A 23,021-nucleotide genomic window follows, 5' to 3' on the forward strand; every position below is an offset into this window, starting at 1 on the left:
ATCGACATGCTGACCCTCGGCCAGTACCTGCAGCCGTCCCGCAGCCACTTGCCGGTGCAGCGTTTCGTGCACCCGGATACCTTCGCCTGGTTCGCCGAGGAAGGTTACAAGATGGGCTTCAAGAACGTCGCTTCCGGCCCGCTGGTACGTTCCTCCTACCACGCCGACGAGCAGGCGAAGCTGGCCAAAGAAGGCCTGCTCTCCTGATGTAATGCGCCCGCAAGGTCCCTCCTTGCGGGCGTCATTTTCCGTTACACCCGCGTCTCCCTCCCTGTTCCGACTTTTCCTGCAAGCGCCGTGGCGTTTCAGCACTTCTGTTTGCCCGCTTTCATGTCTACTGTGCACTAGAGAATCCACACAGGGAGAACCATTGGATGACCCTCCAACCGACTGACGTCCTTTGTGCGCAACGTCCCGTCCCGGCGCTGCCTTCGCAAGGGTTGATCGGCTTGATTGCACCTGCCGGGCCTGCTGCCCTGGATACCGAGCGCGCTGCCCGCTGGATGCGTACTCGAGGTTATTCGCTGCGGATTTACCCAGGGGTGCAACAAAAGGACGGCTATCTGGCCGGTAGCGACGAGGTGCGCCTGGACGACCTGCACGCTGCCTTCGCCGATGCCGATGTCGATGCGATCCTGTGCCTGCGGGGCGGCTACGGCAGCCCACGCTTGCTCGACCGCGTCGATTTTGACCTGCTGCGCCGGCATGCCAAGCCGTTTGTCGGTTACAGCGATATCACCGCGCTGCACCTGGCCATCAATCGCCACGCGGGGTTTGTCACCTTTCACGGGCCGATGCTCAACGCCGACCTGCTGGGCGACAAGCAAGCGCCGACCGAGTCCTCGCTGTTCAGCCTGCTCAGGGGGCAGCTGAAAGCCGGTAGCCTGCTGGCGCATCCTGCGGCTTATCCGTTGGCCACCATTGAGCCAGGCATTGCCTGTGGCCAATTGCTGGGGGGCAATCTGTCGTTGATTGCGGCAACCATGGGCACGCCGTATGAGATCAATGGCGACGGCGTCATTCTGTTTATCGAAGATATCAACGAACCGCTGTACCGGATCGACCGTCTGCTGACGCACCTGCGCCTGGCTGGCAAGCTCGACAGACTTCGCGGTGTCTTGGTGGGAGATGTCGCAGGAGTTGAGCCAAAGGCGTTTGCCGGGCTGCTCAAGCAGACCTTCGAGCCCTTGCGCATTCCGGTGCTGGCCGGATGGCGTAGCGGGCATTGCGATCCGAACCTGACCTTGCCATTGGGGGCGATGGTCAGGCTGGATGCGGGGGAGAAGCAGCTGGTCCTGGAGCAGGATGTGGTCTTCGGCTGATCAGTCTGTATCCAAAGCCCTGGGAACGAACTTGCTCGCGATGGCGCCGGTGCTGTCTACCCTGATTTGAGGGCGCCGGCGCCCGCCCTCAACGCGAGCGCAGGCTCTCGAGCAGCTTGTGGGTCGGGTAACCGTCGGCGGGCCAGCCCAGCGATTGCTGCGCACTGCGAATCGCCTTGCGGGTATTGGCGCCGATAATGCCGTCCGGGTTGCCGGCATCGTAATTGTTGGCGCTGAGCAGGTTCTGCAACTCGATACGCTCGGAGCGGCTGAGAGGCATGTCGTCTTTCGGCCAGACGCCGTTGATCAAGCCTGAACCGTTGAAGCGTTGCGACAACAGGTTCACCGCCAAGGCATAGGACGACGAATTGTTGTATTTCAAGACAGCGCGGAAGTTGTCGAGAATCAGGAACGCCGGACCGCGATAACCTGCCGGCAGCAGCAAAGCTGCCGAAAGCTGCTCGGAGCCAGCAGGCACGGCGGCACCGTTGGGCAGCTTCATGCCCAGGCGCATCCATTCGGCCACCGGTTTACGGATCGCGCCGTCCGCCAGCGCATAGTCGAAGCCGTTCGCCAACTGCACTTCAAAGCCCCATGGCTGGCCTTTCTGCCAGCCGGAGCTTTGCAGGTAGTGGGCGGTCGAGGCCAGGGCGTCGGCCGGGCTGTTCCAGATGTCGCGGCGGCCATCACCGTCGAAGTCCACGGCGTGGGTGTTGTAAGTGGTCGGAATGAACTGGGTCTGCCCCATCGCGCCGGCCCAGGAGCCAAGCATCTTCTCGGGTTGGATATCGCCGTGCTGGAGGATCTGCAGGGCGGCCAGCAGCTGGCTATTGGCAAAGGCCGGGCGACGGCCTTCGTAGGCCAGGGTCGCGAGCGAACGGATCACCGATTTGTTGCCCTGGAACTCACCGAAGTTGCTTTCCATGCCCCAGACCGCCACCAGTGCCTGGCGGTCGACGCCATAACGCTGTTCGATCTGCTGCAGGATGTCGGCGTACTGATTGACCAGCGCCTGGCCCTTGCGCACGCGCAGTGGTGACAGGGCGCCGTCGAGGTATTCCCACACCGGCCGGGTGAACTCCGGCTGGCTGCGGTCGGCCTTGATCACGCCCATGTCCGGGGTAATGCCGGCGAATACACGGTCGAAAAGATCGGCGCGAATCCCCGCGTTCAGAGCCTCGACACGGAACCCGGCCTGCCATTGGGCAAAGGTCTGGGTTGGCTGGATATCCAGGTTATCGACGGCCAGCGGGGCAACGGTTGCAGGCGCGGCGAGAGGGGCGGTTGGAATGCTTTGGAGTGGCTGGGCATCGGCGGCGGTGGGTTTTTCCGCGCAGGCGACGAGCAGGGCAAGGCTGGAGGCAGCGATCAGTTGGCGCAGGTGCCAACGACGGGAAATACAAAAGGGCATGCACAGGTCCAGAGGATACGAATCAGATACAGACCTTATCACGCCGGCGGGGTTCTCTGCTTTATGCAGCCAGAAAGTAAGAAGCCTCCCAGCTTTTAGACTGGAAGGCTTCGCGGCGGTAGCTGCCTTTGCCCTTGGCGGGTCGTTCCTGACGGCTGCGGAACAGTGGCTGGGCGATGATGGATTTGGCCTTGTTGGGGCCATGCTTGGATGGCTTGCTCATATTGGGTTCTCGCTTTAGGTGGTTTTTTGCGTGGCAGATGATCGGCCAGCTTCAACCCGTTGTCCAGCCCCACAATCTGTAGGGCTTTTCGCCAACCGGCAGCAACGAGCCTGCTGGCGATCGGCAATCCTCGGGGCGTCGAAGTGGTCTGGGCCAGCGTTATCGCGAGCAAGCTCGCGCCTGCAACGGGGGGTTATTCGGCGGGGAGAGGCAGGCGTTGGCCAGCCATCAGCAGCGACAGGCGGCTCAGGCTGCTCCAGGGCGAGCCGGCGGCCTGTCCCTTGATTTGCGCGTCGATGCGCTGGGCGTCCAGCAGCAATTGTGCCCAGCGCGGCGCTGAATAGCGCTGCAGGGCCTTGCTCATCAGCGGCTTGCGTTTGTCCCAGATGGGCGGGCGAGCCTGGCTGAACACCTTGTCCAGCGGAGTGCCCTGGCTGTATTGCAGCGACATATTGGCCAGCGAGCGCAGCTCCCGGGACAGCGCCCAGAGAATCACCGGAGGCTCGACGCCTTCACCGCGCAAGCCTTCGAGCATGCGCAGCGCATGCGCCGCTTCGCCATTGAGGATGGCATCCACCAGCCCGAAAACGTCGAAGCGCGCGCTGTCGGCCACGGCCGCCTGCACGGTTTCCACCGTGATCTGGCCGCCTTCGGCCATCAGCTTGAGCTTTTCGATTTCCTGGGCGGCAGCCAGCAGGTTGCCTTCGACCCTGGCCGCGATCAGTTCCACGGCATCCTGGCTGGCGGACAGTCCGGCCTGGGACAGGCGTTGGCGAATCCATTGTGGCAGCTGGTTGGCGTCGACCGGCCAGATCTGGATGAACTGGGTGTGTTCGCCTTCGATCAGCGCCTTGCCCCATTTGGTCTTTTGCGCACTGCCGTCGAGCTTGGGCAGGCTGATCAGCAGCAGGGTGTCTTCGGCCGGCCGTGAACAGTATTCGATAAAGGCCGCGGCGCCCTTGTCACCGGGCTTGCCCGAAGGCAGGCGCAGTTCCAGCAGGCGTTTTTCGGCAAACAACGACATGCTCGCGCCGGCTTGCAGCAGCGTTCCCCAATCGAAATTGGCATCGGCGCTGAAAACCTGGCGTTCATCGAAGCCTTGCTGGCGAGCGGCGGTACGAATCGCATCGGCGGCTTCCTGGCACAGCAACGGATCATCGCCACTGATGACATAGATCGGGGCGAGTGCGCCTTGCAGGTGTTTGCCGAGTTGAGCGGGGGCGAGTTTCATAAGGAGGGGCAAGCGGGGCGCCTGGGCGCCCCACAAGATTTACTGGTTCGGCAGCTGCATGGGCGACTGCTGCGGGGTTTCCGCCTCAGCCTTCTGCGCGGCTTCCAGTGCGTCGGCTTCGGCCTTGGCACGGGCATCCGCGGTCTGCTGCAATTGCTCAAGCTGGGTCGGGGTCAGCAGTTGCAGGCGCAGCATCATGTTCTGCACCAGGTCGCGACGCATTTCCTTGCGTGCTTCCAGCGACTCCTGGTCGGAACCCACCAGGTTGTTGCCGTCGTGGATGTAGACCTTCTGCACTTGCAGCTTGTCGCTGAGCAGCGTCTGGTTGTTCTGGCCCTGGATGTCGTAGTTCAGCACGGTGGTCAGTTCATATTCGGCCGAACGACCGGCACCGGCGTAGCTGAGGCTGCGCTGGGATTCCTGTTCGCGGGTCAGCACCAGCTTGTAGGGCGCGCCGGCATAGACCTTGACGCCACTGCTTTGCAGAACCTGGCGCAGCTGGGTCACGGTTTCGCCATAAGCGTTGCGGGCGCTCAGGTCGAGTTCCTTGATCGCCAGTTCGGTGGTGCCGGTACCGCGCAGCTGAAAGCCGCAGGCGCTCAGCAGTACGGCCAGGCCCATCACCAGGAGGTTGCGTTTGATCATCTTGTTGCTCCCCTTGAAACCATGTGGGCCGACAGGGCGGCCCTGGAGGTTTTATTCGGCGCCAACCTTGAGCTGGCGCCTGATCCAATTAGCTAGCGACGATATTGACCAGCTTGCCAGGCACAACGATCACTTTGCGAATCGTCAGGCCTTCGGTGAAGCGCAGCACGTTCTCGTTGGTCCGGGCGGCGGCTTCGATCTCTTCACGGCTGGCGCTGGCCGGCATTTCGATCTGGCCACGCAGTTTGCCATTCACTTGAATGACCAGTTGCAGGCTGTCCTGAACCAGTGCGTTCTCATCCAGCACGGGCCAGCCGGCGTCGATGATGGCGCCGCTGCGACCCAGCCGGCTCCACAACTCGTGGCTGATGTGCGGAGTGATCGGAGCCAGCAACAGGGCCACGGTTTCCAGGCCTTCGTGCAACAGGGCACGGTCTTGAGGAGTGGCTTGCGGTGCTTTTTCCAGCACGTTCATCAACGTCATGACCTGAGCGATGGCGGTGTTGAATTTGTGATGCTGGCCGACGTCCTGGCTGGCTTGCTTGATCGCCAGGTGGATGGCGCGACGAATGACTTTCTGTTCGTCGTTCAGCGTGGCCAGTTCCAGCGCGCTCGGCAGGCCCTGGGCGACGTGGGCCTGGGCCAGGCGCCAGACACGCTTGAGGAAGCGATGGGCACCCTCGACGCCGGAGTCGGACCATTCCAGGCTCATGTCGGGTGGCGAAGCGAACATCATGAACAGGCGGCAGGTGTCCGCGCCGTATTGTTCGATCATCGACTGAGGATCGACGCCGTTGTTCTTCGACTTGGCCATCTTTTCGGTGCCGCCGATTTCCACCGGCAGGCCATCGCTGATCAGCTTGGCGCCGACGATCTTGGCCTTGCTGTCACGTTCCAGCTCGACATCGGCCGGGTTGTACCAGGTGTAGGCGCCATTGGCTTCGCGGCGATAGTAGGTCTCGGCGACCACCATGCCTTGCGTCAACAGGTTCTTGAACGGTTCGTTGGAGCTGACCAGGCCTTCGTCGCGCATCAGCTTGTGGAAGAAGCGGGCGTAGAGCAGGTGCAGGATCGCGTGTTCGATACCGCCGATGTACTGGTCCACCGGCAGCCAGTGGTTGGCCGCGGCCGGGTCGACCAGGCCACCCTCGTATTTTGGCGAAGCGTAGCGGGCGTAGTACCACGAGGACTCGACGAAGGTGTCCATGGTGTCGGTTTCACGCTTGGCGGGCTTGCCGCATTTCGGGCAGCTGCATTCGTAGAATTCGGGCATGCGCGCCAGTGGCGAGCCAGCGCCGTCCGGCACCACGTCTTCCGGCAGGACTACCGGCAGTTGGTCTTGCGGTACCGGTACATCGCCACAGCTGTCGCAGTGGATGATCGGGATCGGGCAGCCCCAGTAGCGCTGGCGGCTGATGCCCCAGTCGCGCAGGCGGAACTGGGTACGGGACTGGCCGAGGTTTTTCTTCAGCAGGGCAACTTCGATGGCGTCGAAGGCGCCGGCAAAGTCCAGGCCGTTGAACTCGCCGGAGTTGATCAGTTCGCCGTGCTCGCCGTAGGCGTCCTGCCAAGGCGCGGGCGTTTCGTCGCCGGCGCTGGTGCGCACCACGTTCTTGATCGGCAGGTTGTACTTGGTGGCGAATTCATAGTCGCGTTCGTCGTGCGCCGGCACGGCCATGACCGCGCCATCGCCGTAGTGCATCAGCACGTAGTTGGCGACCCATACCGGAAGCTTTTCACCGGTCAGCGGGTGCTCGACGAACAGCGAAGTCGGCAGGCCTTTCTTCTCTTGAGTGGCGATGTCGGCTTCGGCGACGCTGCCGCCCTTGCATTCGGCGATAAAGGCTTGCAGCGCCGGATCGTTCTGTGCCGCCAGGGTGGCCAGCGGGTGCTCGGCGGCCACGGCAACGTAGGTCGCGCCCATCAGCGTGTCGGGGCGAGTGGTGAAGACTTTCAGTGCGCCCGCTTCGCCGATGGAGGCTTGGTCGTAGGGGAATTGCACTTCCATGCCACGGGATTTGCCGATCCAGTTGCGTTGCATGGTCTTGACCTGCTCGGGCCAGCCCGGAAGCTCGTCGAGACTCTCCAGCAGCTCATCCGCGTAGGCGGTGATCTTGAAGTAGTACATCGGGATTTCGCGCTTTTCGATCAGCGCGCCGGAGCGCCAGCCGCGACCGTCGATCACCTGTTCGTTGGCCAGGACGGTCTGGTCGATCGGGTCCCAGTTCACGGTGCCGTTCTTGCGGTAGATCACGCCTTTCTCGAACAGGCGAGTGAACAGCCATTGTTCCCAGCGGTAGTAGTCCGGCTTGCAGGTAGTGACTTCGCGGGACCAGTCCACCGCCAGGCCCAGGCTGCGCAGCTGGGACTTCATGTAGGCGATGTTTTCGTAGGTCCACTTGGCTGGTGCGACGTTGTTCTTCATCGCGGCGTTTTCCGCCGGCATGCCGAAGGCGTCCCAACCCATGGGTTGCAGTACGTTCTTGCCTTGCATGCGCTGGTAGCGGGAGATCACGTCGCCGATGGTGTAGTTACGCACGTGCCCCATGTGTAGCTTGCCGCTGGGGTAAGGGAACATCGACAGGCAGTAGTAAGTCTCCTTGCCTGGCTGTTCACTGACTTCAAAGGACTTTTGCTCGTCCCAGAACGACTGGGCGGCGGCTTCGATTTCACGGGGCTGATAGTGTTCGTGCATGGCTACTTTTGAACTGAATAGGGGTGGCCTAATCCTCTTCAATGCAACGTTGGGCGGTGATGGCGCCAGATGTGGCGTTTTCGCTACCCAGTCGAGCTGGAAGTGGAGTTACAGGAAGCGCCGTAGCATACATGACCGCGCTCTGCCGAGGGAAACCCTGATTACGCGCCGTGGGCCGTTGGTCGCGGCATCCGGCCGGTTTCGGCAGTGCGGCTAAGCTCAAAAAGGGGAGTGAGTCTTACTTTCATGAGGTGAGTGGATGGTTGAGTCGCAGCGAAAAGTCACAAAACCCGAGTTGTACGAACGATTGATCGATCGTCTGGCTTTGGCTTTGGACGCGGCGAAAACAGCAGGGAGCTTGCGGGATGAGCGTCCCCTGGAGTTGGAGTTGCGTGGCCTGAGTCATGCCGAGTTCGAGATGATCAAGGCCTATCTGGATCGCAGTGAGCGTGAGACGCAATTGAGCGTGCTCGAATGCCTGAGGCACGAGGTGACTCCACATTCGGCCAAGGTCATCTGGTTGAAAGACAAGGTGCCCACACGGGATGCGGTAAAGGTCCGATCCCTACAGTTCAAATAAATGCGCAGCCCATTCGGGCATCTGCGCAATGTCGACGCCGCGTACCTTGTGCGTGAAATCTGTTTCGTATCTGTTGTTGCTTTGCTTTTACCCACTTAGGCTTCGAGCATCTTTGGAGATGCTCGATGCCTTTTCGTTATTTCGTCAAACAATTACTCCTGCCGCCAGGCCTTCTGTTGCTGCTGCTTCTGCTCGCCTGGTGGCTTCGCCGCTCGAGGCCGCGACTGGCCGGTGTGTGCTTTGCCCTGGGGTTGGGCGGGTTCTGGCTGATGAGCCTGCCAGTCATGGTGGAGTGGGGTGCCAGTGCCCTGGAGAATAAGCCGGCGTTGACGCAAAGCCAGTGGTCGACCCTGGCCGAGCAGGCCGATGCAATCGTGGTGCTGGGGTCGGGGCGTGAACGTGGCGATCCGGCCTGGGGTTCCGACCAGCCGACCGGCGTTGGCCTGGAGCGCCAGCGTTATGCGGCGCGGCTGGCCAAGGCCTCCGGCCTGCCGATCCTGACCAGCGGCGGGCTGCACTACGGCACGCCGCCGACGGAAGCGGCGCTGATGGCCGAGTCGTTGCTGAACGATTTCGACGTGACGGTGCGCTGGCAGGAAGGGCGCAGCCGCACCACCTGGGAAAACGCCCAATTCACCGCGCAAGTGCTCAAACCGCAAGGCGTCAAGCGTGTGGTGCTGGTCACCCAGGCCTGGCATATGCAGCGGGCTGCCTGGAGTTTCGAGCAGGCGGGATTCACAGTGGTGCCGGCGCCTGTGGGGTTTCTGGGCGTGGATAACGCCAGGCCGCTGGGCGGCTGGATGCCGGAGTTCAAGTCGATCTGGCAGAGCGGCCAGCTGTTGAACGAGGCGGTGGGGCTGGTGGGTTACAAGCTGTTTTATCGCGCAGAACACTAAGTTCTTGAAGCGGTCGCTCCTGCGGAATCATGGATTCTCGCAGGAGCGACCGGTCGATGTTCGATGGATGGCGATGGGGTCAGACGGTCTTGGCGATCCGGCTGGCCAGCAGGGCCCAGCCGAACAGCAGGATGCTCACGATGATCAGGGGCCACGAACGCCATTGCAGATAAGGCGTGAGGTTGTGCATCGGCACCACTTCGCCATAAAGAATGCCGCGTTCGAACTGTGGAATCTGCACGGTGATCTTGCCGAACGGATCGATCAACCCGGTCACCCCGTTGTTGGTCGCGCGGATCATCCAGCGGCCAGCTTCCAGGGCGCGCATCTGGGCCATCTGCAGGTGTTGCAGCGGGCCGATCGAAGTACCGAACCAGGTGTCGTTGCTGATGGTCAGCAACAGGTCGCTGCGCGCTGACAGGCTGGCGGCGAATTCCGGGTAAACCACCTCGTAGCAGATGAACGGCGCAATCTGGTAGCCCTTGGCTTGCAGCAAAGGCTGGTCGGCAGGGCCGCGAGCGAAGTCCGACATGGGCAGGTCGAAGAACGCGATCAGGCCGCGCAGCAGATCTTGCAGGGGCACGTATTCGCCGAACGGAACGAGTTTCTGCTTGAGGTACTCGCCATCACCTTCACCGGTCACGGTAATGCCGTTGAAGTAGCGTTTCTGGTGATGCACTTCCTGGCGGATCGGTACGCCGGTGATCAGCGCCGAATGCCGGTCGGCGGCGAAGTTACCCATCATGTTCAGGTAGCCTTCGGCCGACTCCTTGAGCACGGGCACCGCGGTTTCCGGCCATACCAGCAGGTCCACGCGCTTGGAGCTGAAGCTCATGTCGCGATACAGCGCCAGCTGGGCATTGAGTTGCGCGGGGTCCCATTTCAGGTTCTGTTCGATATTGCCCTGGATCGCCGCCACGGTCAGCGGCTCGCCCGAAGGGCTGGTCCAGGCATGCCCCTTGAGCGCGATGCCGATCACCCAAGGGGCGACCAGCAGCACCAGGCCGGCGGCGAGAAACCCTTTGCGGCCGGCGCGGATCAGTCCGGGCAGGTTGTAGAGCAGGGCGGCGGTCAGCGCCAGGGTAAAGGAAATCAGCCACATGCCGCCCAGCGGGGCCAAGCCGGCCAGCGGGCCGTCGAGCTGGCTGTAGCCGGAATAGAGCCAGGGGAAGCCAGTCAGGAACCAACCGCGGAAGGCTTCCTGGCCCACCCAAAGAGCGGCGAACGCCAGGGCGTCAGCCAGGGGCGCTTCATTGCGGCGCAACCAGCGCACCCAGATCCAGGCCGGCAGGGCAAAGAACCAGGCAATGGCGGCGATGAAGGCCAGCATCAGCAAGCTGGCCAACAGCACCGAGGCGCCACCGTAGGTATGGATGCTGACGTAGATCCAGCTGGTGCCAGCGGCGAACAGGCCGAAGCCGAAGCACCAGCCGCGCCACAGCGCCTGACGCGGGCTCAGCTGGCGCAGGCCGGCATAGAAGAAGCCGACCGCCAGCAATGCCAGCGGCCAGATATCGTACGGCGCCAGGGCCAGCGTGGTGATTGCGCCAGCCGCCATGGCCAGCAGGTTACCGGGCCAGCCGGGGCGGGTTAAACGCAGCATGTCGATCCTTAGCGGGGGATAGGCGTTAGTCGCAGCAGATGAATCCGACGGCTGTCGGCATTCAGGATACGGAAGCGATAGGCACCGATCTCGGTGATTTCGTTACGTTTAGGCAGGTGCCCGAACGCGCTCATCACCAGGCCGCCGACGGTGTCGAACTCGTCGTCGGAGAACTCGCTGTCGAAGAACTCGTTGAAGTTCTCGATCGGCGTCAGCGCCTTGATCAGGAAATCGCCGCTCGGCAGGGGCTTGATGTAGCTGTCTTCCTCGACGTCATGCTCGTCTTCGATATCGCCGACGATCTGTTCCAGCACGTCCTCGATGGTCACCAGGCCCGCCACGCCGCCGTATTCGTCGATAACGATGGCCATGTGATTGTGGTTGGCACGGAACTCGCGCAGCAGCACATTCAGGCGCTTGGACTCGGGAACGAAGGTCGCCGGGCGCAGCAGATCCTTGATGTTGAAGCTGTCGCCGTTCTCCTTGAGGATCAGCGGCAGCAGGTCCTTGGCCAGCAGAACGCCCATGACATCGTCATGGCTTTCGCCGATCACCGGATAACGCGAATGCGCGGAATCAAGGACCGAGGGGAGGAATTCGCGGGGAGTCTGGGTCGCCTTGATGCTGATCATCTGCGAGCGCGGAACCATGATGTCCCGGACTTGCAGGTCAGCGACCTGGATGGCGCCTTCGACGATGGCCAGCGCTTCGCTGTCCAGCAACTTGTTCTGATGGGCTTCGCGCAACAGCTCCAGTAGCTCCTGGCGGTTTTTCGGCTCATGGGCAAAAGCCTGGGTCAGTTTACCCAGCCACGACTTTTGCCCGCTGCTCGATCGGTCTTCGCTCATAGCGATTACTCTAAATCCTTGGTTGTTACAGATGAATGTTCTTCGGTTTCGTCGTCTGCATAAGGGTCGGGATGGCCCAGCTCTGCAAGCAACGTTCGTTCCAGTGCCTCCATTTCTTCGGCTTCGTCGTCATCTATATGGTCGTAACCCAACAGATGCAAGCAGCCGTGAATCACCAGATGGGCCCAGTGGGCCTGGAGGTCCTTGCCTTGTTCGGCAGCTTCGCGCTCGACCACTTCGACGCAGATCACCAGGTCGCCAAGCAATGGAATATCCAGCAGATCGTCGGGTACGTCGGCGGGAAACGACAGCACGTTGGTGGCATAGTCCTTCTGCCGCCAGGTGCGGTTCAGCTCGCGGCCTTCGGGCTCGTCGACCAGGCGGATGGTCAGTTCCGAGTCGGCCGTGCGCTGGCGCAGGGCCAGCTCGCACCATTGGCGGAACAGGGCTTCACTGGGAGCAGGCTTGTCGCTTGCCAGTTGCAGATCAAGCTCAAGCATCGTGGCTATTGCCCTTTTCCGCGCGCGGGGTGGACTCGTCGGCCGTACGCTGCTCGAAGCGCTCGTAGGCCTCGACGATGCGTTGCACCAGCGGATGGCGCACCACGTCCTTGGGCATGAAATGGGTGAAGCTGATGCCCGGTACATCCTTGAGCACGTTGATCACGTGGGCCAGGCCGGACTTGGTGCCCTTCGGCAGGTCGACCTGGGTGATGTCGCCCGTGATCACGGCAGTGGAGCCGAAGCCGATCCGGGTCAGGAACATCTTCATCTGCTCGACGGTGGTGTTCTGGCTTTCGTCGAGAATGATGAAGCTGTTGTTCAGCGTCCGGCCGCGCATGTATGCCAGCGGAGCAATCTCGATGACTTGGCGCTCGATCAGCTTGGCGACATGTTCGAAGCCGAGCATTTCATACAGGGCGTCATACAGCGGGCGCAGGTATGGGTCGATCTTCTGGGCCAGGTCACCCGGCAGGAAGCCGAGCTTTTCGCCCGCTTCGACCGCCGGACGCACCAACAGGATGCGCCGGACCTGCTCGCGCTCCAGCGCATCTACCGCACAGGCCACGGCCAGGTAGGTCTTGCCGGTACCGGCCGGGCCGATGCCGAAGTTGATGTCGTTGCCGAGGATTTCCTTGACGTAGCGCTGCTGATTCAAGCCGCGCGGGCGAATCATGCCTTTCTTGGTGCGCAGGGCCACAGACGCTTCGGCGACAGGGTGATTGTTCAGCTCTTCGACGGCGGATTCCTGGAGGAACAGGTGCACCATGTCCGGCGACAGCTCGGTACCCTTGGTTTCCCGGTACAAGCGGCGCAGGAGATTTTCCGCGGAGGTGGTGTGTTTGGGTTCGCCGATCAGTTCGAACTGATTGCCGCGGTTGCGGATCTCGATGGTCAGGCGCTGCTCGATCAAGCGCAAATGCTCGTCGAACTGCCCGCACAGATTGGCGAAGCGGCGAGCCTCAAAGGGCTCGAGGATGAAACGATGTGGTTCTATGGGTGCGTTCAAGGTCGTTTTTTAGCCGCCCAACGGCAATAAGGGATGAATTCAAGGATAACGCCAGTGGCCTGGGTGCGAAAGCTCTTATACGAAGCAATGTTTTTCGCCGCATTTTCCTTGGCGGGCGGCTTGCCAGCGATGGCGCGCCCGAGGCCGCTATCGCGGGTCTGCCGCCGTTTGCAGGAGGTTATTGCAGCAGCGATCCGCGCAGCGAGTGCGGCTGGGCGGAGTCGATATGTACGTCGGCAAACTGGCCGATCAGGGTAGGGTTGTCGCAACGGAAGTTGACGATGCGGTTGTTCTCGGTCCGCCCCTGCAGTTCGCCCGGGTCTTTCTTCGAATAGTCGGTAACCAGGATGCGCTGGATCGAACCGACCATTTGTCGGCTGATTTCGAATCCTTGCTGGTTCAGCCGGTGTTGTAGGGCGTTCAGGCGTTCCTTTTTCAACTCTTCCGGGGTGTCGTCCGCCAGATCGGCCGCCGGGGTGCCCGGGCGCTGGCTGTAGACGAACGAGTAGGAGAAGTCGAAGCCGACATCTTCGATCAGCTTCATGGTCTGTTCGAAGTCTTTTTCGGTTTCGCCTGGAAAACCGACGATGAAGTCCGAACTGATGCAAATGCCCGGCACGGCGGCACGCAGTTTACGTAGCTTGGATTTGTATTCCAGCGCCGTGTGGTTGCGCTTCATGGCCGCGAGGATCCGGTCGGAGCCCGACTGCACCGGCAAGTGCAGGTGCTTCACCAGTTCCGGCACTTCGGCGTGGGCCTGGATCAGGCTGTCGGAGAACTCCAGCGGATGGGACGTGGTGTAGCGGATGCGCTCGATGCCATCGACCGCCGCAACCACGCGGATCAATTCAGCCAGGTCAGCCAGGCGGCCGTCGTGGGTCTGGCCCCGGTAGCCGTTGACGTTCTGCCCCAGCAGGGTGACTTCGCGCACACCGTTTTCCGCCAGGTGGATGATCTCGGCGATCACGTCGTCGAATGGCCGGCTGACTTCTTCGCCACGGGTATAAGGCACCACGCAGAAAGTGCAGTACTTGCTGCAACCTTCCATCACCGAGACATAGGCGCTCGGGCCATCGATGCGCGGTTCCGGCAGGTGGTCGAATTTCTCGATTTCCGGGAACGAGACGTCGACCTGCGGCAGCTTGCTGCTGCGGGCGGCATCGATCATTTCCGGCAGGCGGTGCAGGGTTTGTGGGCCGAAGACCACGTCGACGTAGGGCGCGCGATCGCGAATAGCCGCGCCCTCCTGGCTGGCCACGCAACCGCCGACGGCGATTACCATGTCCGGGTTGGCCAGTTTCAGCTCGCGCCAGCGCCCCAGTTGGGAATACACCCGGTCCTGGGCGCGTTCGCGGATCGAGCAGGTGTTGAGCAGGATGACGTCCGCGTCTTCGGCGCGAGCGGTGACTTCCAGGGCCTGGTGTTCACCCAGCAGGTCGACCATGCGCGAGCTGTCGTACTCGTTCATCTGGCAACCGTGGGTTTCTATGTAGAGCTTCTTGGCCATGGAATAAGGTCGTCACGTGGTTCAAAGAACCGCGCATTATAGGGAACATGTCCGCAGGTTCCTACCGCTGTGCGTCCGGCGGCTATGCTATAGTTCGCGCCCTCTTTTATATCCCCCGATGTGTTACCCGCCCACCATGACCAAACGTGAAGCTCCAATCTACAAGGTGATTTTCCTCAACCAGGGACAGGTGTTCGAAATGTACGCCAAGCAGATCTATCAAAGTGATCTGTGGGGATTCCTGGAAGTGGAAGAGTTCGTCTTTGGCGAGCGCACGCAAGTGGTCGTCGATCCGAGCGAAGAGAAGCTCAAGGCCCAGTTCGAAGGCGTGGTGCGCAGCTTTGTGCCGATGCATTCGATCGTGCGCATCGATGAGGTCGAGCGCCTGGGTACGCCGAAGATCAGCGAGGCACGCGGCGCGAGCAATGTCATGCCGTTTCCGATGCCGATGCCTGAGAAATAAGGGCTGATTCGAGAAGAACCTTGCGTTCTATCGCGAGCTGCGGCTCGCGATGCGCTTAAGGCAGGGGTGAGAAAGGCGAACGCCCGTCGGCGCTCTGCAACTCCATGAGGTATTTGCGGAAAATCTGCCCCAGCACCTGGGTGGCGACTTCCAGCTCATCGCGCTGCATGTGCTCGGCCACTTCGTCGGCCGTGTCCAGCGCCTCTTCGGCGCCGTTGACCGCCGCCATTTTCAGCACGATATAAGCCTGGACGTTATTGGCCGGTACGCCTTCGCCGTGGAAGAACATGGTGCCGAGTTTGAATTGCGCCTGGGCATGACCTTGCAGCGAGGCCTTTTCGAAGTAGCTCAGGGCCTGATTGAGGTCGCGCGGAGTGTTTTTACCGTCGTAGTAGAACTCGCCCAACTCGTATTGCGCTTGCGCATCCCCTTCGTCAGACGCCTTCTGGCAGGCCGCCAGGGCTTCGGACAGATCTTGTGGCTGAGTATTGAGGGTGCAGCGACCCATCGCTGGGATCAACAACGAGTTGCCGCCTGCTTGTGCGTGCGCGAGCAGGGGCTGAAGGAGCAACAGGCAGCCCAATGCAAGGGCGCGGCCGGTGCGGTTCATGGGAATCGACTTACCTCTGAAGGGCGCGCGGACCCATCGAGGGATCCAATAAGCGCGCATTATGAAATAAGCAGGGCCAACCTTACAAAGTCTTTACTCGTTTTTCTGCTGCGCGGGCGCGATATCCGTCGCTTTGGGGTTGTTTCGAGAGTCGGGGCGCTAATGCAGCGTAAAAACCGGCGCCAGAAGCGCGGCGCCGGTTTGGGGCAGGGTTACTTCAGGGCGGCGAAAGCGCGTTCGGCCGCGTCGAGGGTCAGTTTCAGCTCGGCATCGCCATGGGCGATCGAGGTGAAGCCGGCTTCGAAGGCGCTCGGGGCGAGGTAGACACCGCCTTCGAGCATCAGGTGGAAGAAGCGTTTGAACAGGTTGGCATCGCTGGCCATCACGTCGTCGAACGTCACGATGTCATCGGCGCCGCTGAAATACAGGCCGAACATGCCGCCCGCCTGGGTGGTCACGAACGGGATGCCGGCGGCGTCGGCGCGTTGTTGCAGGCCGTCGAGCAGGCGGCTGGTGTAGTCGCTCAGCTCGGCGTGGAAGCCCGGACGGCTGATCAGGCGCAGGGTAGTCAGGCCGGCGGCCATGGCCAGCGGGTTGCCCGACAGCGTGCCGGCCTGGTAGACCGGGCCCAGCGGTGCGATGTGCTGCATGATCTCGCGTTTGCCGCCGAAGCAGCCGACTGGCATGCCGCCACCGATGATCTTGCCGAAAGTGGACAGGTCCGGGGTCACGCCGTAGTGCGCCTGGGCACCACCGAGGGCGACGCGGAAACCGGTCATCACTTCGTCGAAAATCAGCACCACGCCGTGCTTGTCGCACAGGCTGCGCAGGCCTTCGAGGAAGCCCGGGGCCGGAGGCACGCAGTTCATGTTGCCGGCCACCGGCTCGACGATGATGCAGGCCACTTCCTGACCGACTTCGGCGAGCATCTGCTCAACCGCGTCGATGTCGTTGAACGGCAGGGTCAGGGTGTGTTTGGCGAAGGCCGCCGGTACGCCGGCCGAACTTGGCACGCCCTGGGTCAGTGCGCCGGAACCGGCCTTGACCAACAGGCTGTCGGAGTGGCCGTGGTAGCAGCCTTCGAACTTGATGATGCTGTCGCGGCCGGTGAAACCACGGGCCAGGCGAATTGCGCTCATGGTCGCTTCGGTGCCGGAGCTGACCATGCGCACCATTTCCATGGACGGCACGATGGAGCAGACCAGGTCGGCCATTTCGGTTTCCATGGCGGTCGGGGCGCCGTAGGACAGGCCGTGCTCCAGTTGTTTGCGCACTGCGTCCAGCACGTCCGGATGGCTGTGGCCAAGGATCATCGGCCCCCAGGAGCCGACGTAGTCCACATAACGCTTGTCGTCTTCATCGGTGACGTAGGCGCCTTCGGCGTGCTTGAAGAACAGCGGTGTACCACCCACGCTCTTGAACGCACGCACGGGCGAGTTCACGCCACCGGGGATGTGTTTCTGGGCATTGGCGAACAGGGTTTCGGAACGCGACATGATCGGACTCTCGGAATCAGCAGTTAGAAGAGGGCATTGAAGGCACGGGCGCGGCGGGTCACTTCTTGGGCGCTGTCGGCGCCGAACAGGCCATGGACCACCGCCAGCAAGTCGGCCCCATGGGCCACCAGCGGCGCAGCATTCTCCAGGGTGATGCCGCCGATCGCGCAGATCGGCAGATGCAGCCTGGCGCGGGCCTGGTCCAGCAGCTCCAGGTCGGCAGCCGGCGCGCCGGGCTTGGTGTTGGAATTGAAAAAGCGACCGAAGGCGACATAGCTGGCGCCTTCTTTTGCGGCTTGTTCGGCCAGCTCCAGTTGGGCGTGGCAGGTCGAGCCGATGATCGCCTGGCGGCCGAGCAGGGCACGGGCCGGGGTCAGCGGGCCGTCGGTCTGGCCCAGGTGCACGCCGACGCCGATGCGCGCGGCCAGTTCGGCGTCGTCGTTGATAATCAGTTGGGTCTTGTAGCGTTCGCACAAGCTGTGCAGGGCTTCGGCTTCGCGCAGGCGGCGGGCCTCGTCGCTGCTCTTGTCGCGGTATTGCAGGAGGGTCACGCCACCGTCGAGCGCCGCCTCCACGTACTGCAAGAACTTGCCGGCCAACAGCTGGCTGTCGGTGATGGCATACAGACCACGTAGTTTCATCGTGCGAGCCTCATGGCTTACGAGCAGAAATCCAGCGGCAGGCGGCGCGGTACGAACTGGCCTTGGCCCAGTTGTTCGGCATCGCGCAGGGTGCGCCAGGTGTAATCGAGGGCCGACTTCACGGCGCTGGCCAGGTTTTCGCCCTGGGCCAGGCGCCCGGCCAGGGCACTGGCCAGGGTGCAGCCGGAGCCGTGATAACTGCCCGGCAGACGCTGGCAGGTATAGGTGTGGCGGCTGCCGTCGCGGCTGTACAGGCGATTATGCACTTCGTGCTCGTCGCCATGGCCGCCGGTGATCAGCAGGTGCTTGACGAACGGCAGGAGCTTTTCCGCGCACTGGTCGGCGCTGCCCTCAGGCAGCTCGGCGAGAATCCGTGCTTCCGGAAGATTCGGCGTGGCGATGGTGGCCAGCGGCAGCAGGCGCTCACGCATCGCGTAGCCGACTTCGTCCTTGCCCAGGCGTCCACCGCCGCCGGCACGCAACACCGGGTCGCAGACCATTGGCAGGTGCGGATGCGCCTGTAACAGCTCGACCACGGTGTCGACCATTTCCAGCGAGCCGAGCATGCCCAACTTGACCGCGGCGACCGTGGAGTCGTTGAGCACAGCGTTGGCCTGGGCCAGCACCCACTCGCGATCCAGCACACGGAAATCGCTGACGTTGACCGTGTCCTGCACGGTCAGCGCGGTCACAGCGGGAGCTGCATGGCACCCCTGGGCGAGCAGGGCTTCGATATCTGCCTGCAGGCCGGCGCCACCACTGGGGTCGTGGCCGGAGAGACAGAGGACAACGGGGCGAGAGCTGTAGATATTCATGGTGCGCGAGCTTACCACCAAACGTTTTTTTTGCACGGCCCCTCGCGTGTTGGCCGGGGCTGGTTTTTTCGCCTGTTCGACAACTTGACCGAAGCAACAGCTCTAGCTCAATGGATAGCGCTGAAACGCCCGTTCTAGAGCCTTTAAACTAAAATTTTTCGTGGTGTTCATTGGCCATCAACGGCTATGCTAGAGTGGATCCAAACCAATAACAGGTAATGCCGGTTTTACGTCTACTCAAAGGGAAATGGGGGGCTTCCTGACATAACCGGACAGGCCACGCTGGGGCTTTATGCGCTATTTGCTGATGTTGCTGTTGAGCTTGCCGATGCTGGCTGGCGCGGTCGAGTTCGACGAGTTCACCCAAAGCCTGCCCCTGGGCCGGGTGATGCAAGTGTTTGAAGACGCGGGTGGTCAGGCAACGATCACGGACGTCAGCGCACCGGCCATGGCCGGCAGTTTCAAGACCCATGACAAGGCCACCCTCAACGCCGGTTATTCGCGTTCGGCATTCTGGCTGAAAATCGACCTCAGCTATCGCCCCGCCAACCCCTCCATACGACACACCTGGCTGCTGGAGCTGGCCTATCCGCCGCTCGACCATCTGGAGCTGTATGTGCCCAACGAGGCCGGCGGCTACCGCCTGGCCCAGCGCACCGGCGATGCCTTGCCGTTCGACAGCCGGCAGATCCGCCAGAACAATTATCTGTTCGACCTGAGCTTTGCGCCTTACGAGCAAAAGACCCTGTTCCTGCGCTTGCAGAGCCAGGGCTCGGTCCAGGCGCCGATGACGCTCTGGTCCAGCACGGCGTACCTGGAGGCGCAGCCGGTGCGCCTGTATGTGCTCGGCCTGATCTATGGCGTGCTGCTGGGAATGCTGGTCTACAACCTGTTTATCTACCTGAGCGTGCGCGACACCAGCTACCTCTATTACATCTTCTACATCGCTTCGTTCGGGCTGTATCAACTGTCGGTGAATGGCGCCGCGGTGGAATACTTCTGGCCGAACAATCCATGGTGGGCCAACGCGGCGACACCGTTTTTCATTGGCGCGGCGTCCTTGTTCGGCAGCCAGTTCGCCCGCAGCTTCCTGCAGACCGCCAGCCACAGCCGTTGGGTCGATCGCCTGCTGCTGCTCTTGATCCTGTGCAGCGCCGTGGTGGTGGCCCTGTCGCTGATGACCAGCTACGCCCTGGCCTTGCGCCTGGCCACGGCCCTGGCGCTGATCTTTACCGTGGTGATCTTCGTGTCCGGCATCGTCGCCTGGTGCCACGGCATGCGGGTGGCGCGTTACTTCATCATCGCCTGGTCGGCGTTCCTGGTGGGCGGGATCATCAATACCCTGATGGTGCTGGGTTATCTGCCGAACATGTTCCTGACCATGTATTCCAGCCAGATCGGTTCGGCCATCGAAGTGGCGCTGTTGTCGCTGGCCCTGGCCGACCGCATCAACTCGATGCGCGAGCAGCAGGCCCAGACCCTGTTCGATGCCGGACAGAAGCTTGAAGTGCTCAACCAGCAGCTGGCCCACAGCAACCGGCTCAAGGATGAATTCCTCGCCACCCTGACCCATGAACTGCGCACACCGATGAATGGCGTGATTGGTTCGCTGGAGTTGATGCAGACCGTCGATCTCGACCCGGAGCTGGAGCAGTACCAACAGACCGCTGCCGGTTCGGCCCGGGACATGATGCGCATGGTCAACGGTATCCTCACTTTGACCGAGCTGCAGGCCGGCAAGCTCAGCGCCCAGCGCGAGCCCTTCAGCCTGCGTTCGACGCTCGACGCCTTGCACGGCCAGTTTTGCGCCAATGCCGCCGCCAAGGGGCTGGGTTTTGATGTCGACCTGGTTGCCGGGCTGCCCGATCGGCTGCTGGGCGATCGCGGCAAGTTGAGCCAGTGCCTGGAATGCCTGCTGGACAATGCCATCAAGTTCACCCGGGTGGGCGGCCTGGTCCTGCGAGTGACCGGCAAGCCGCAGGCAAACGGCCGGATGGCGATGACCTTTGCGGTGATCGACACCGGCATCGGTTTCGTCAATCTCGACGAGGCTTCGCTGTACCAGCGCTTCTTCCAGCTCGATGGTTCGATGACCCGTGAATATGGCGGGCTGGGCGTGGGGCTGGCGATTTGTCGGCAACTGGTGGACCTGCTCGGTGGCCGTCTGACCCATGAATCCGAGCCGGGCCGTGGCAGCTGCTTCCGCCTGGAAGTGACCTTCGAACTGGACGGCGAACAGCCCATGGCGGCCCCGCCGGTGTTGCGGGCGCGCCCCGTGCGGCGCATGCCGCAGGATTGCAGCGTGCTGCTGGTGGACGACAACAGCATCAATCAACTGGTGATCCGCGGCATGCTGCTCAAGCTGGGTTATCAGGTGCACACGGCCGAGAGTGCACGCGCGGCGCTGGCGTTGTTGCGCCGAGAGTCGGTGGATGCGGTATTGCTCGATTGCCAGATCGAACCGGTCGAAGCGCTCAAGCTGTGCGACCAGATGCATGAGATGCCGGGTTGCGACAGGCTCCCGGTGCTGCTGGTATCGGCTTCGGCTCATGGCCTGGAGGCTGAGCGCTGCTTGCTCGACTACCTCTCCAGGCCGGTGAAATTCGAGGAATTGCAGGGCGTCCTGGCGCGTCGTGTGCTCGCTCCGGAACAGGGTGAAAGCGCCGGCATTTAGGCGGGTATGCCACTTTGTTCGTCGGGGTGGGGGTGCTTAACTGAGGTTCTGGCACACCCCACAAGGAGCCCCGACATGAACCTGCACCAGTTCGCCGAGACCCACGAAGTCACCAACCAGCCACCTTCCCTGGACGGTACCAACCTCTATCGAATCGACTTGCCTTTGCAGGAATGGGCACGGCGTTTCGGTGCCGGCTGGGCCGAATCGCGGATCGACGCCTATGGTGCCCTGGCCGGTGGGCCGCTGATGGAGGCGGGGTTCCTGGCCAACCAGAACAAGCCGGTGTTCACCAGTCATGACCGTTACGGGCATCGCCTCGACCTGGTGGAGTTCCATCCGGCGTATCACGAGCTGATGCGCACCGCCATCGAGCATGGGCTGACGTCGTTGCCCTGGGCGCATCCGCAGTCCGGGGCGCATGTGGCGCGTGCCGCCATGACCTATCTGCACAGCCAGGCCGAAGCCGGCAGCGGTTGCCCGCTGACCATGACCTTTGCCTGCGTGCCGGCATTGAAGCTGCAACCGGACCTTGCCGAGCAATGGCTGCCGAAAGTCCTTGCCACCGAATATGACCCGCGCAATGTCGGCATGGCCCACAAGGCTGGCGTCACCATCGGCATGGCAATGACCGAGAAGCAGGGCGGCACCGATGTCCGCGCCAACACCACCAGGGCCTACCCGGTGGGCGCTACGGGGCCGGGGCAGGCCTATGAGCTGGTGGGCCACAAATGGTTCTGTTCGGCGCCGATGTGCGATGCCTTCCTGACCCTGGCCCAGACCGAAAAAGGCCTGACCTGTTTCCTCCTGCCTCGCCATCGCCCGGACGACAGCCGAAATCAGTTCTATATCCAGCGTCTGAAAAACAAGCTCGGCAACTGCTCCAACGCGTCCAGCGAAGTGGAGTTCCGTGGAGCCCTGGCCTGGATGCTCGGTGAAGAAGGTCGCGGCGTCCCGACCATCATCGAAATGGTGGCCATGACCCGCTTCGATTGCATGGTCGGCTCCAGCTCGTTGATGCGCCAGGCCCTGACCCAGGCCAGCCATCACTGCGCCCATCGCCTGGTGGGCGGCCGGGTGCTCAGCGAGCAGCCATTGATGCAGAACGTATTGGCCGACCTGGCGCTGGAGAGCGAGGCGGCGCTGGCGTTGAGCCTGCGCATGGGGCGTGCGCTGGACAACCTGGGCGACCCGCAAGAAGCGATGTTCTCGCGACTGGTCACGGCCGTGGGCAAATACTGGATCTGCAAGCGGGCCCCGGCCATGATCAACGAGGCCGCCGAGTGCATGGGCGGCGCGGGGTATGTCGAGGAGAGCATCCTGCCGCGGCTTTATCGCGAAGCGCCGGTCAACTCGACCTGGGAAGGTTCCGGCAACGTGCAATGCCTGGATGTGCTGCGCGCCTTGTCCAAGGAGCCGGGCGTGCTCGATGCGTTGTTCGCCGAGTTGGGCGACGGTCATGGCGACAAGCGCCTGGCCGCGCATATCGCCAACCTGAAAAGCGCGTTCCGCGACACCGACGATATTCAATACCGCGCCCGCCAATTGACTGAAGACATCGCCCTGGGCCTGCAGGCCAAGCTGTTGCTGGAGGCGGGCAACGCGGTGGTCAGCGATGCCTTCATCGCCAGCCGCCTGGAGGGCGCCGGGCGGGTCTACGGCACCTTGCCGCGGGGCCTGGACGTGGCGGCGATCGTCGCACGCTCGACCCCGACTGGCTTCTGATCCAGCGCGGGGCAGGCTTGCTCGCGATAAATATTCCGGGCCATGGAACACTGAAGGCCCGCAATACTTTTGCGAGCTGGCCCACTCCCGCGGATATTCCACTGTTCCCGTGAGACGGCGTTGCAGG

The 23,021-nt window shown here is 62.4% G+C and carries 20 protein-coding genes and 1 pseudogene; 7 read left to right on the plus strand and 14 right to left on the minus strand.

Translation table 11 applies throughout. The features are described from left to right. Positions 1 to 207, plus strand: a pseudogene (locus BLV20_RS23315) (lipoyl synthase); the annotation flags it as partial. Positions 208 to 374: 167 nt separating this feature from the next. Then, positions 375 to 1,322 (plus strand): S66 peptidase family protein, encoded by a 948-nt coding sequence (locus BLV20_RS23320; RefSeq protein WP_092304807.1) that lies wholly within the window; start codon positions 375 to 377, stop codon positions 1,320 to 1,322. An 88-nt stretch (positions 1,323 to 1,410) separates the two neighbouring features. Here BLV20_RS23320 and BLV20_RS23325 read toward each other — a convergent pair whose 3' ends face one another. The 5 genes from BLV20_RS23325 to leuS form a co-directional block, all read right to left on the minus strand. Then, positions 1,411 to 2,733 carry a lytic murein transglycosylase gene (locus tag BLV20_RS23325; RefSeq protein WP_092304808.1) on the minus strand — a complete coding sequence of 441 codons (1,323 nt, stop codon included), beginning with the start codon at positions 2,731 to 2,733 and terminating at the stop codon, positions 1,411 to 1,413. Positions 2,734 to 2,794: 61 nt separating this feature from the next. Further along, positions 2,795 to 2,956, minus strand: a complete 162-nt coding sequence (gene arfA / locus BLV20_RS23330) for an alternative ribosome rescue factor ArfA (RefSeq protein WP_007927093.1) — start codon at positions 2,954 to 2,956, stop codon at positions 2,795 to 2,797. 193 nt (positions 2,957 to 3,149) lie between these two features. Next, the gene (gene holA, locus BLV20_RS23335) at positions 3,150 to 4,187 is read right to left on the minus strand and encodes a DNA polymerase III subunit delta (RefSeq protein ID WP_092304809.1); all 1,038 of its coding nucleotides are present in this window, start codon (positions 4,185 to 4,187) and stop codon (positions 3,150 to 3,152) included. Between the two features lie 39 nt (positions 4,188 to 4,226). Further along, positions 4,227 to 4,832, minus strand: coding sequence for an LPS-assembly lipoprotein LptE (gene lptE, locus BLV20_RS23340; RefSeq protein WP_092304810.1), 606 nt, complete (start codon positions 4,830 to 4,832; stop codon positions 4,227 to 4,229). A gap of 88 nt (positions 4,833 to 4,920) precedes the next feature. Next, complete coding sequence (gene leuS, locus BLV20_RS23345) at positions 4,921 to 7,527, minus strand: leucine--tRNA ligase (protein WP_092304811.1); 2,607 nt, start codon at positions 7,525 to 7,527, stop codon at positions 4,921 to 4,923. A 259-nt stretch (positions 7,528 to 7,786) separates the two neighbouring features. Between leuS and BLV20_RS23350 the strand changes: the two genes are divergently transcribed. Together BLV20_RS23350 and BLV20_RS23355 are read left to right on the plus strand one after the other, a co-directional pair. Continuing rightward, positions 7,787 to 8,107 (plus strand): hypothetical protein, encoded by a 321-nt coding sequence (locus tag BLV20_RS23350; RefSeq protein WP_092304812.1) that lies wholly within the window; start codon positions 7,787 to 7,789, stop codon positions 8,105 to 8,107. Positions 8,108 to 8,232: 125 nt separating this feature from the next. Next, the gene (locus BLV20_RS23355) at positions 8,233 to 9,003 is read left to right on the plus strand and encodes a YdcF family protein (protein ID WP_092304813.1); all 771 of its coding nucleotides are present in this window, start codon (positions 8,233 to 8,235) and stop codon (positions 9,001 to 9,003) included. A gap of 79 nt (positions 9,004 to 9,082) precedes the next feature. Here the strand turns inward: BLV20_RS23355 and lnt are convergent, their stop codons facing one another. The 5 genes from lnt to miaB form a co-directional block, all read right to left on the minus strand. Beyond that, the gene (gene lnt, locus BLV20_RS23360) at positions 9,083 to 10,606 is read right to left on the minus strand and encodes an apolipoprotein N-acyltransferase (protein ID WP_092304814.1); all 1,524 of its coding nucleotides are present in this window, start codon (positions 10,604 to 10,606) and stop codon (positions 9,083 to 9,085) included. A gap of 8 nt (positions 10,607 to 10,614) precedes the next feature. Next, complete coding sequence (locus BLV20_RS23365; protein ID WP_007927086.1) at positions 10,615 to 11,454, minus strand: HlyC/CorC family transporter; 840 nt, start codon at positions 11,452 to 11,454, stop codon at positions 10,615 to 10,617. Between the two features lie 5 nt (positions 11,455 to 11,459). Further along, complete coding sequence (gene ybeY, locus BLV20_RS23370) at positions 11,460 to 11,954, minus strand: rRNA maturation RNase YbeY (protein ID WP_092304815.1); 495 nt, start codon at positions 11,952 to 11,954, stop codon at positions 11,460 to 11,462. After that, positions 11,947 to 12,963 (minus strand): PhoH family protein, encoded by a 1,017-nt coding sequence (locus tag BLV20_RS23375; RefSeq protein ID WP_092304816.1) that lies wholly within the window; start codon positions 12,961 to 12,963, stop codon positions 11,947 to 11,949. Before BLV20_RS23375 ends, ybeY begins: the two co-directional genes overlap by 8 nt. Positions 12,964 to 13,141: 178 nt before the next feature. Further along, on the minus strand, positions 13,142 to 14,470 hold the full coding sequence (gene miaB, locus BLV20_RS23380; protein WP_092304817.1) for a tRNA (N6-isopentenyl adenosine(37)-C2)-methylthiotransferase MiaB: 1,329 nt from the start codon (positions 14,468 to 14,470) through the stop codon (positions 13,142 to 13,144). Between the two features lie 136 nt (positions 14,471 to 14,606). On the opposite strand from miaB, the gene BLV20_RS23385 reads away from it, so the two are divergent. Further along, the gene (locus tag BLV20_RS23385; protein WP_092304970.1) at positions 14,607 to 14,933 is read left to right on the plus strand and encodes a DUF1820 family protein; all 327 of its coding nucleotides are present in this window, start codon (positions 14,607 to 14,609) and stop codon (positions 14,931 to 14,933) included. Positions 14,934 to 14,988: 55 nt separating this feature from the next. Here the strand turns inward: BLV20_RS23385 and BLV20_RS23390 are convergent, their stop codons facing one another. The 4 genes from BLV20_RS23390 to BLV20_RS23405 form a co-directional block, all read right to left on the minus strand. Then, the gene (locus tag BLV20_RS23390; protein WP_092304818.1) at positions 14,989 to 15,543 is read right to left on the minus strand and encodes a tetratricopeptide repeat protein; all 555 of its coding nucleotides are present in this window, start codon (positions 15,541 to 15,543) and stop codon (positions 14,989 to 14,991) included. A 212-nt stretch (positions 15,544 to 15,755) separates the two neighbouring features. Next, positions 15,756 to 17,039 carry a glutamate-1-semialdehyde 2,1-aminomutase gene (gene hemL, locus BLV20_RS23395; protein WP_092304819.1) on the minus strand — a complete coding sequence of 428 codons (1,284 nt, stop codon included), beginning with the start codon at positions 17,037 to 17,039 and terminating at the stop codon, positions 15,756 to 15,758. 23 nt (positions 17,040 to 17,062) lie between these two features. After that, positions 17,063 to 17,680, minus strand: a complete 618-nt coding sequence (thiE, locus tag BLV20_RS23400; protein WP_092304820.1) for a thiamine phosphate synthase — start codon at positions 17,678 to 17,680, stop codon at positions 17,063 to 17,065. Positions 17,681 to 17,697: 17 nt separating this feature from the next. Continuing rightward, on the minus strand, positions 17,698 to 18,495 hold the full coding sequence (locus BLV20_RS23405; protein ID WP_045881137.1) for a hydroxymethylpyrimidine/phosphomethylpyrimidine kinase: 798 nt from the start codon (positions 18,493 to 18,495) through the stop codon (positions 17,698 to 17,700). Positions 18,496 to 18,787: 292 nt separating this feature from the next. Between BLV20_RS23405 and BLV20_RS23410 the strand changes: the two genes are divergently transcribed. Both BLV20_RS23410 and BLV20_RS23415 read left to right on the plus strand, forming a co-directional pair. Further along, the gene (locus BLV20_RS23410; RefSeq protein ID WP_092304821.1) at positions 18,788 to 21,169 is read left to right on the plus strand and encodes a hybrid sensor histidine kinase/response regulator; all 2,382 of its coding nucleotides are present in this window, start codon (positions 18,788 to 18,790) and stop codon (positions 21,167 to 21,169) included. Positions 21,170 to 21,244: 75 nt separating this feature from the next. Beyond that, positions 21,245 to 22,894, plus strand: a complete 1,650-nt coding sequence (locus BLV20_RS23415) for an acyl-CoA dehydrogenase family protein (RefSeq protein WP_092304822.1) — start codon at positions 21,245 to 21,247, stop codon at positions 22,892 to 22,894. Positions 22,895 to 23,021 lie beyond the last annotated feature (127 nt).

The organism is Pseudomonas sp. NFIX28 (assembly GCF_900107395.1).
Taxonomy (GTDB): domain Bacteria; phylum Pseudomonadota; class Gammaproteobacteria; order Pseudomonadales; family Pseudomonadaceae; genus Aquipseudomonas.

Excerpts from the sequence above, each read along its gene's own strand:
- BLV20_RS23320 (WP_092304807.1), top strand. The coding sequence starts at position 375 with ATGACCCTCCAACCGACTGACGTCCTTTGTGCGCAACGTCCCGTCCCG.
- BLV20_RS23325 (WP_092304808.1), bottom strand. The coding sequence starts at position 2,733 with ATGCCCTTTTGTATTTCCCGTCGTTGGCACCTGCGCCAACTGATCGCT.
- arfA (WP_007927093.1), bottom strand. The coding sequence starts at position 2,956 with ATGAGCAAGCCATCCAAGCATGGCCCCAACAAGGCCAAATCCATCATC.
- holA (WP_092304809.1), bottom strand. The coding sequence starts at position 4,187 with ATGAAACTCGCCCCCGCTCAACTCGGCAAACACCTGCAAGGCGCACTC.
- lptE (WP_092304810.1), bottom strand. The coding sequence starts at position 4,832 with ATGATCAAACGCAACCTCCTGGTGATGGGCCTGGCCGTACTGCTGAGC.
- leuS (WP_092304811.1), bottom strand. The coding sequence starts at position 7,527 with ATGCACGAACACTATCAGCCCCGTGAAATCGAAGCCGCCGCCCAGTCG.
- BLV20_RS23350 (WP_092304812.1), top strand. The coding sequence starts at position 7,787 with ATGGTTGAGTCGCAGCGAAAAGTCACAAAACCCGAGTTGTACGAACGA.
- BLV20_RS23355 (WP_092304813.1), top strand. The coding sequence starts at position 8,233 with ATGCCTTTTCGTTATTTCGTCAAACAATTACTCCTGCCGCCAGGCCTT.
- lnt (WP_092304814.1), bottom strand. The coding sequence starts at position 10,606 with ATGCTGCGTTTAACCCGCCCCGGCTGGCCCGGTAACCTGCTGGCCATG.
- BLV20_RS23365 (WP_007927086.1), bottom strand. The coding sequence starts at position 11,454 with ATGAGCGAAGACCGATCGAGCAGCGGGCAAAAGTCGTGGCTGGGTAAA.
- ybeY (WP_092304815.1), bottom strand. The coding sequence starts at position 11,954 with ATGCTTGAGCTTGATCTGCAACTGGCAAGCGACAAGCCTGCTCCCAGT.
- miaB (WP_092304817.1), bottom strand. The coding sequence starts at position 14,470 with ATGGCCAAGAAGCTCTACATAGAAACCCACGGTTGCCAGATGAACGAG.
- BLV20_RS23385 (WP_092304970.1), top strand. The coding sequence starts at position 14,607 with ATGACCAAACGTGAAGCTCCAATCTACAAGGTGATTTTCCTCAACCAG.
- BLV20_RS23390 (WP_092304818.1), bottom strand. The coding sequence starts at position 15,543 with ATGAACCGCACCGGCCGCGCCCTTGCATTGGGCTGCCTGTTGCTCCTT.
- hemL (WP_092304819.1), bottom strand. The coding sequence starts at position 17,039 with ATGTCGCGTTCCGAAACCCTGTTCGCCAATGCCCAGAAACACATCCCC.
- thiE (WP_092304820.1), bottom strand. The coding sequence starts at position 17,680 with ATGAAACTACGTGGTCTGTATGCCATCACCGACAGCCAGCTGTTGGCC.
- BLV20_RS23405 (WP_045881137.1), bottom strand. The coding sequence starts at position 18,495 with ATGAATATCTACAGCTCTCGCCCCGTTGTCCTCTGTCTCTCCGGCCAC.
- BLV20_RS23410 (WP_092304821.1), top strand. The coding sequence starts at position 18,788 with ATGCGCTATTTGCTGATGTTGCTGTTGAGCTTGCCGATGCTGGCTGGC.
- BLV20_RS23415 (WP_092304822.1), top strand. The coding sequence starts at position 21,245 with ATGAACCTGCACCAGTTCGCCGAGACCCACGAAGTCACCAACCAGCCA.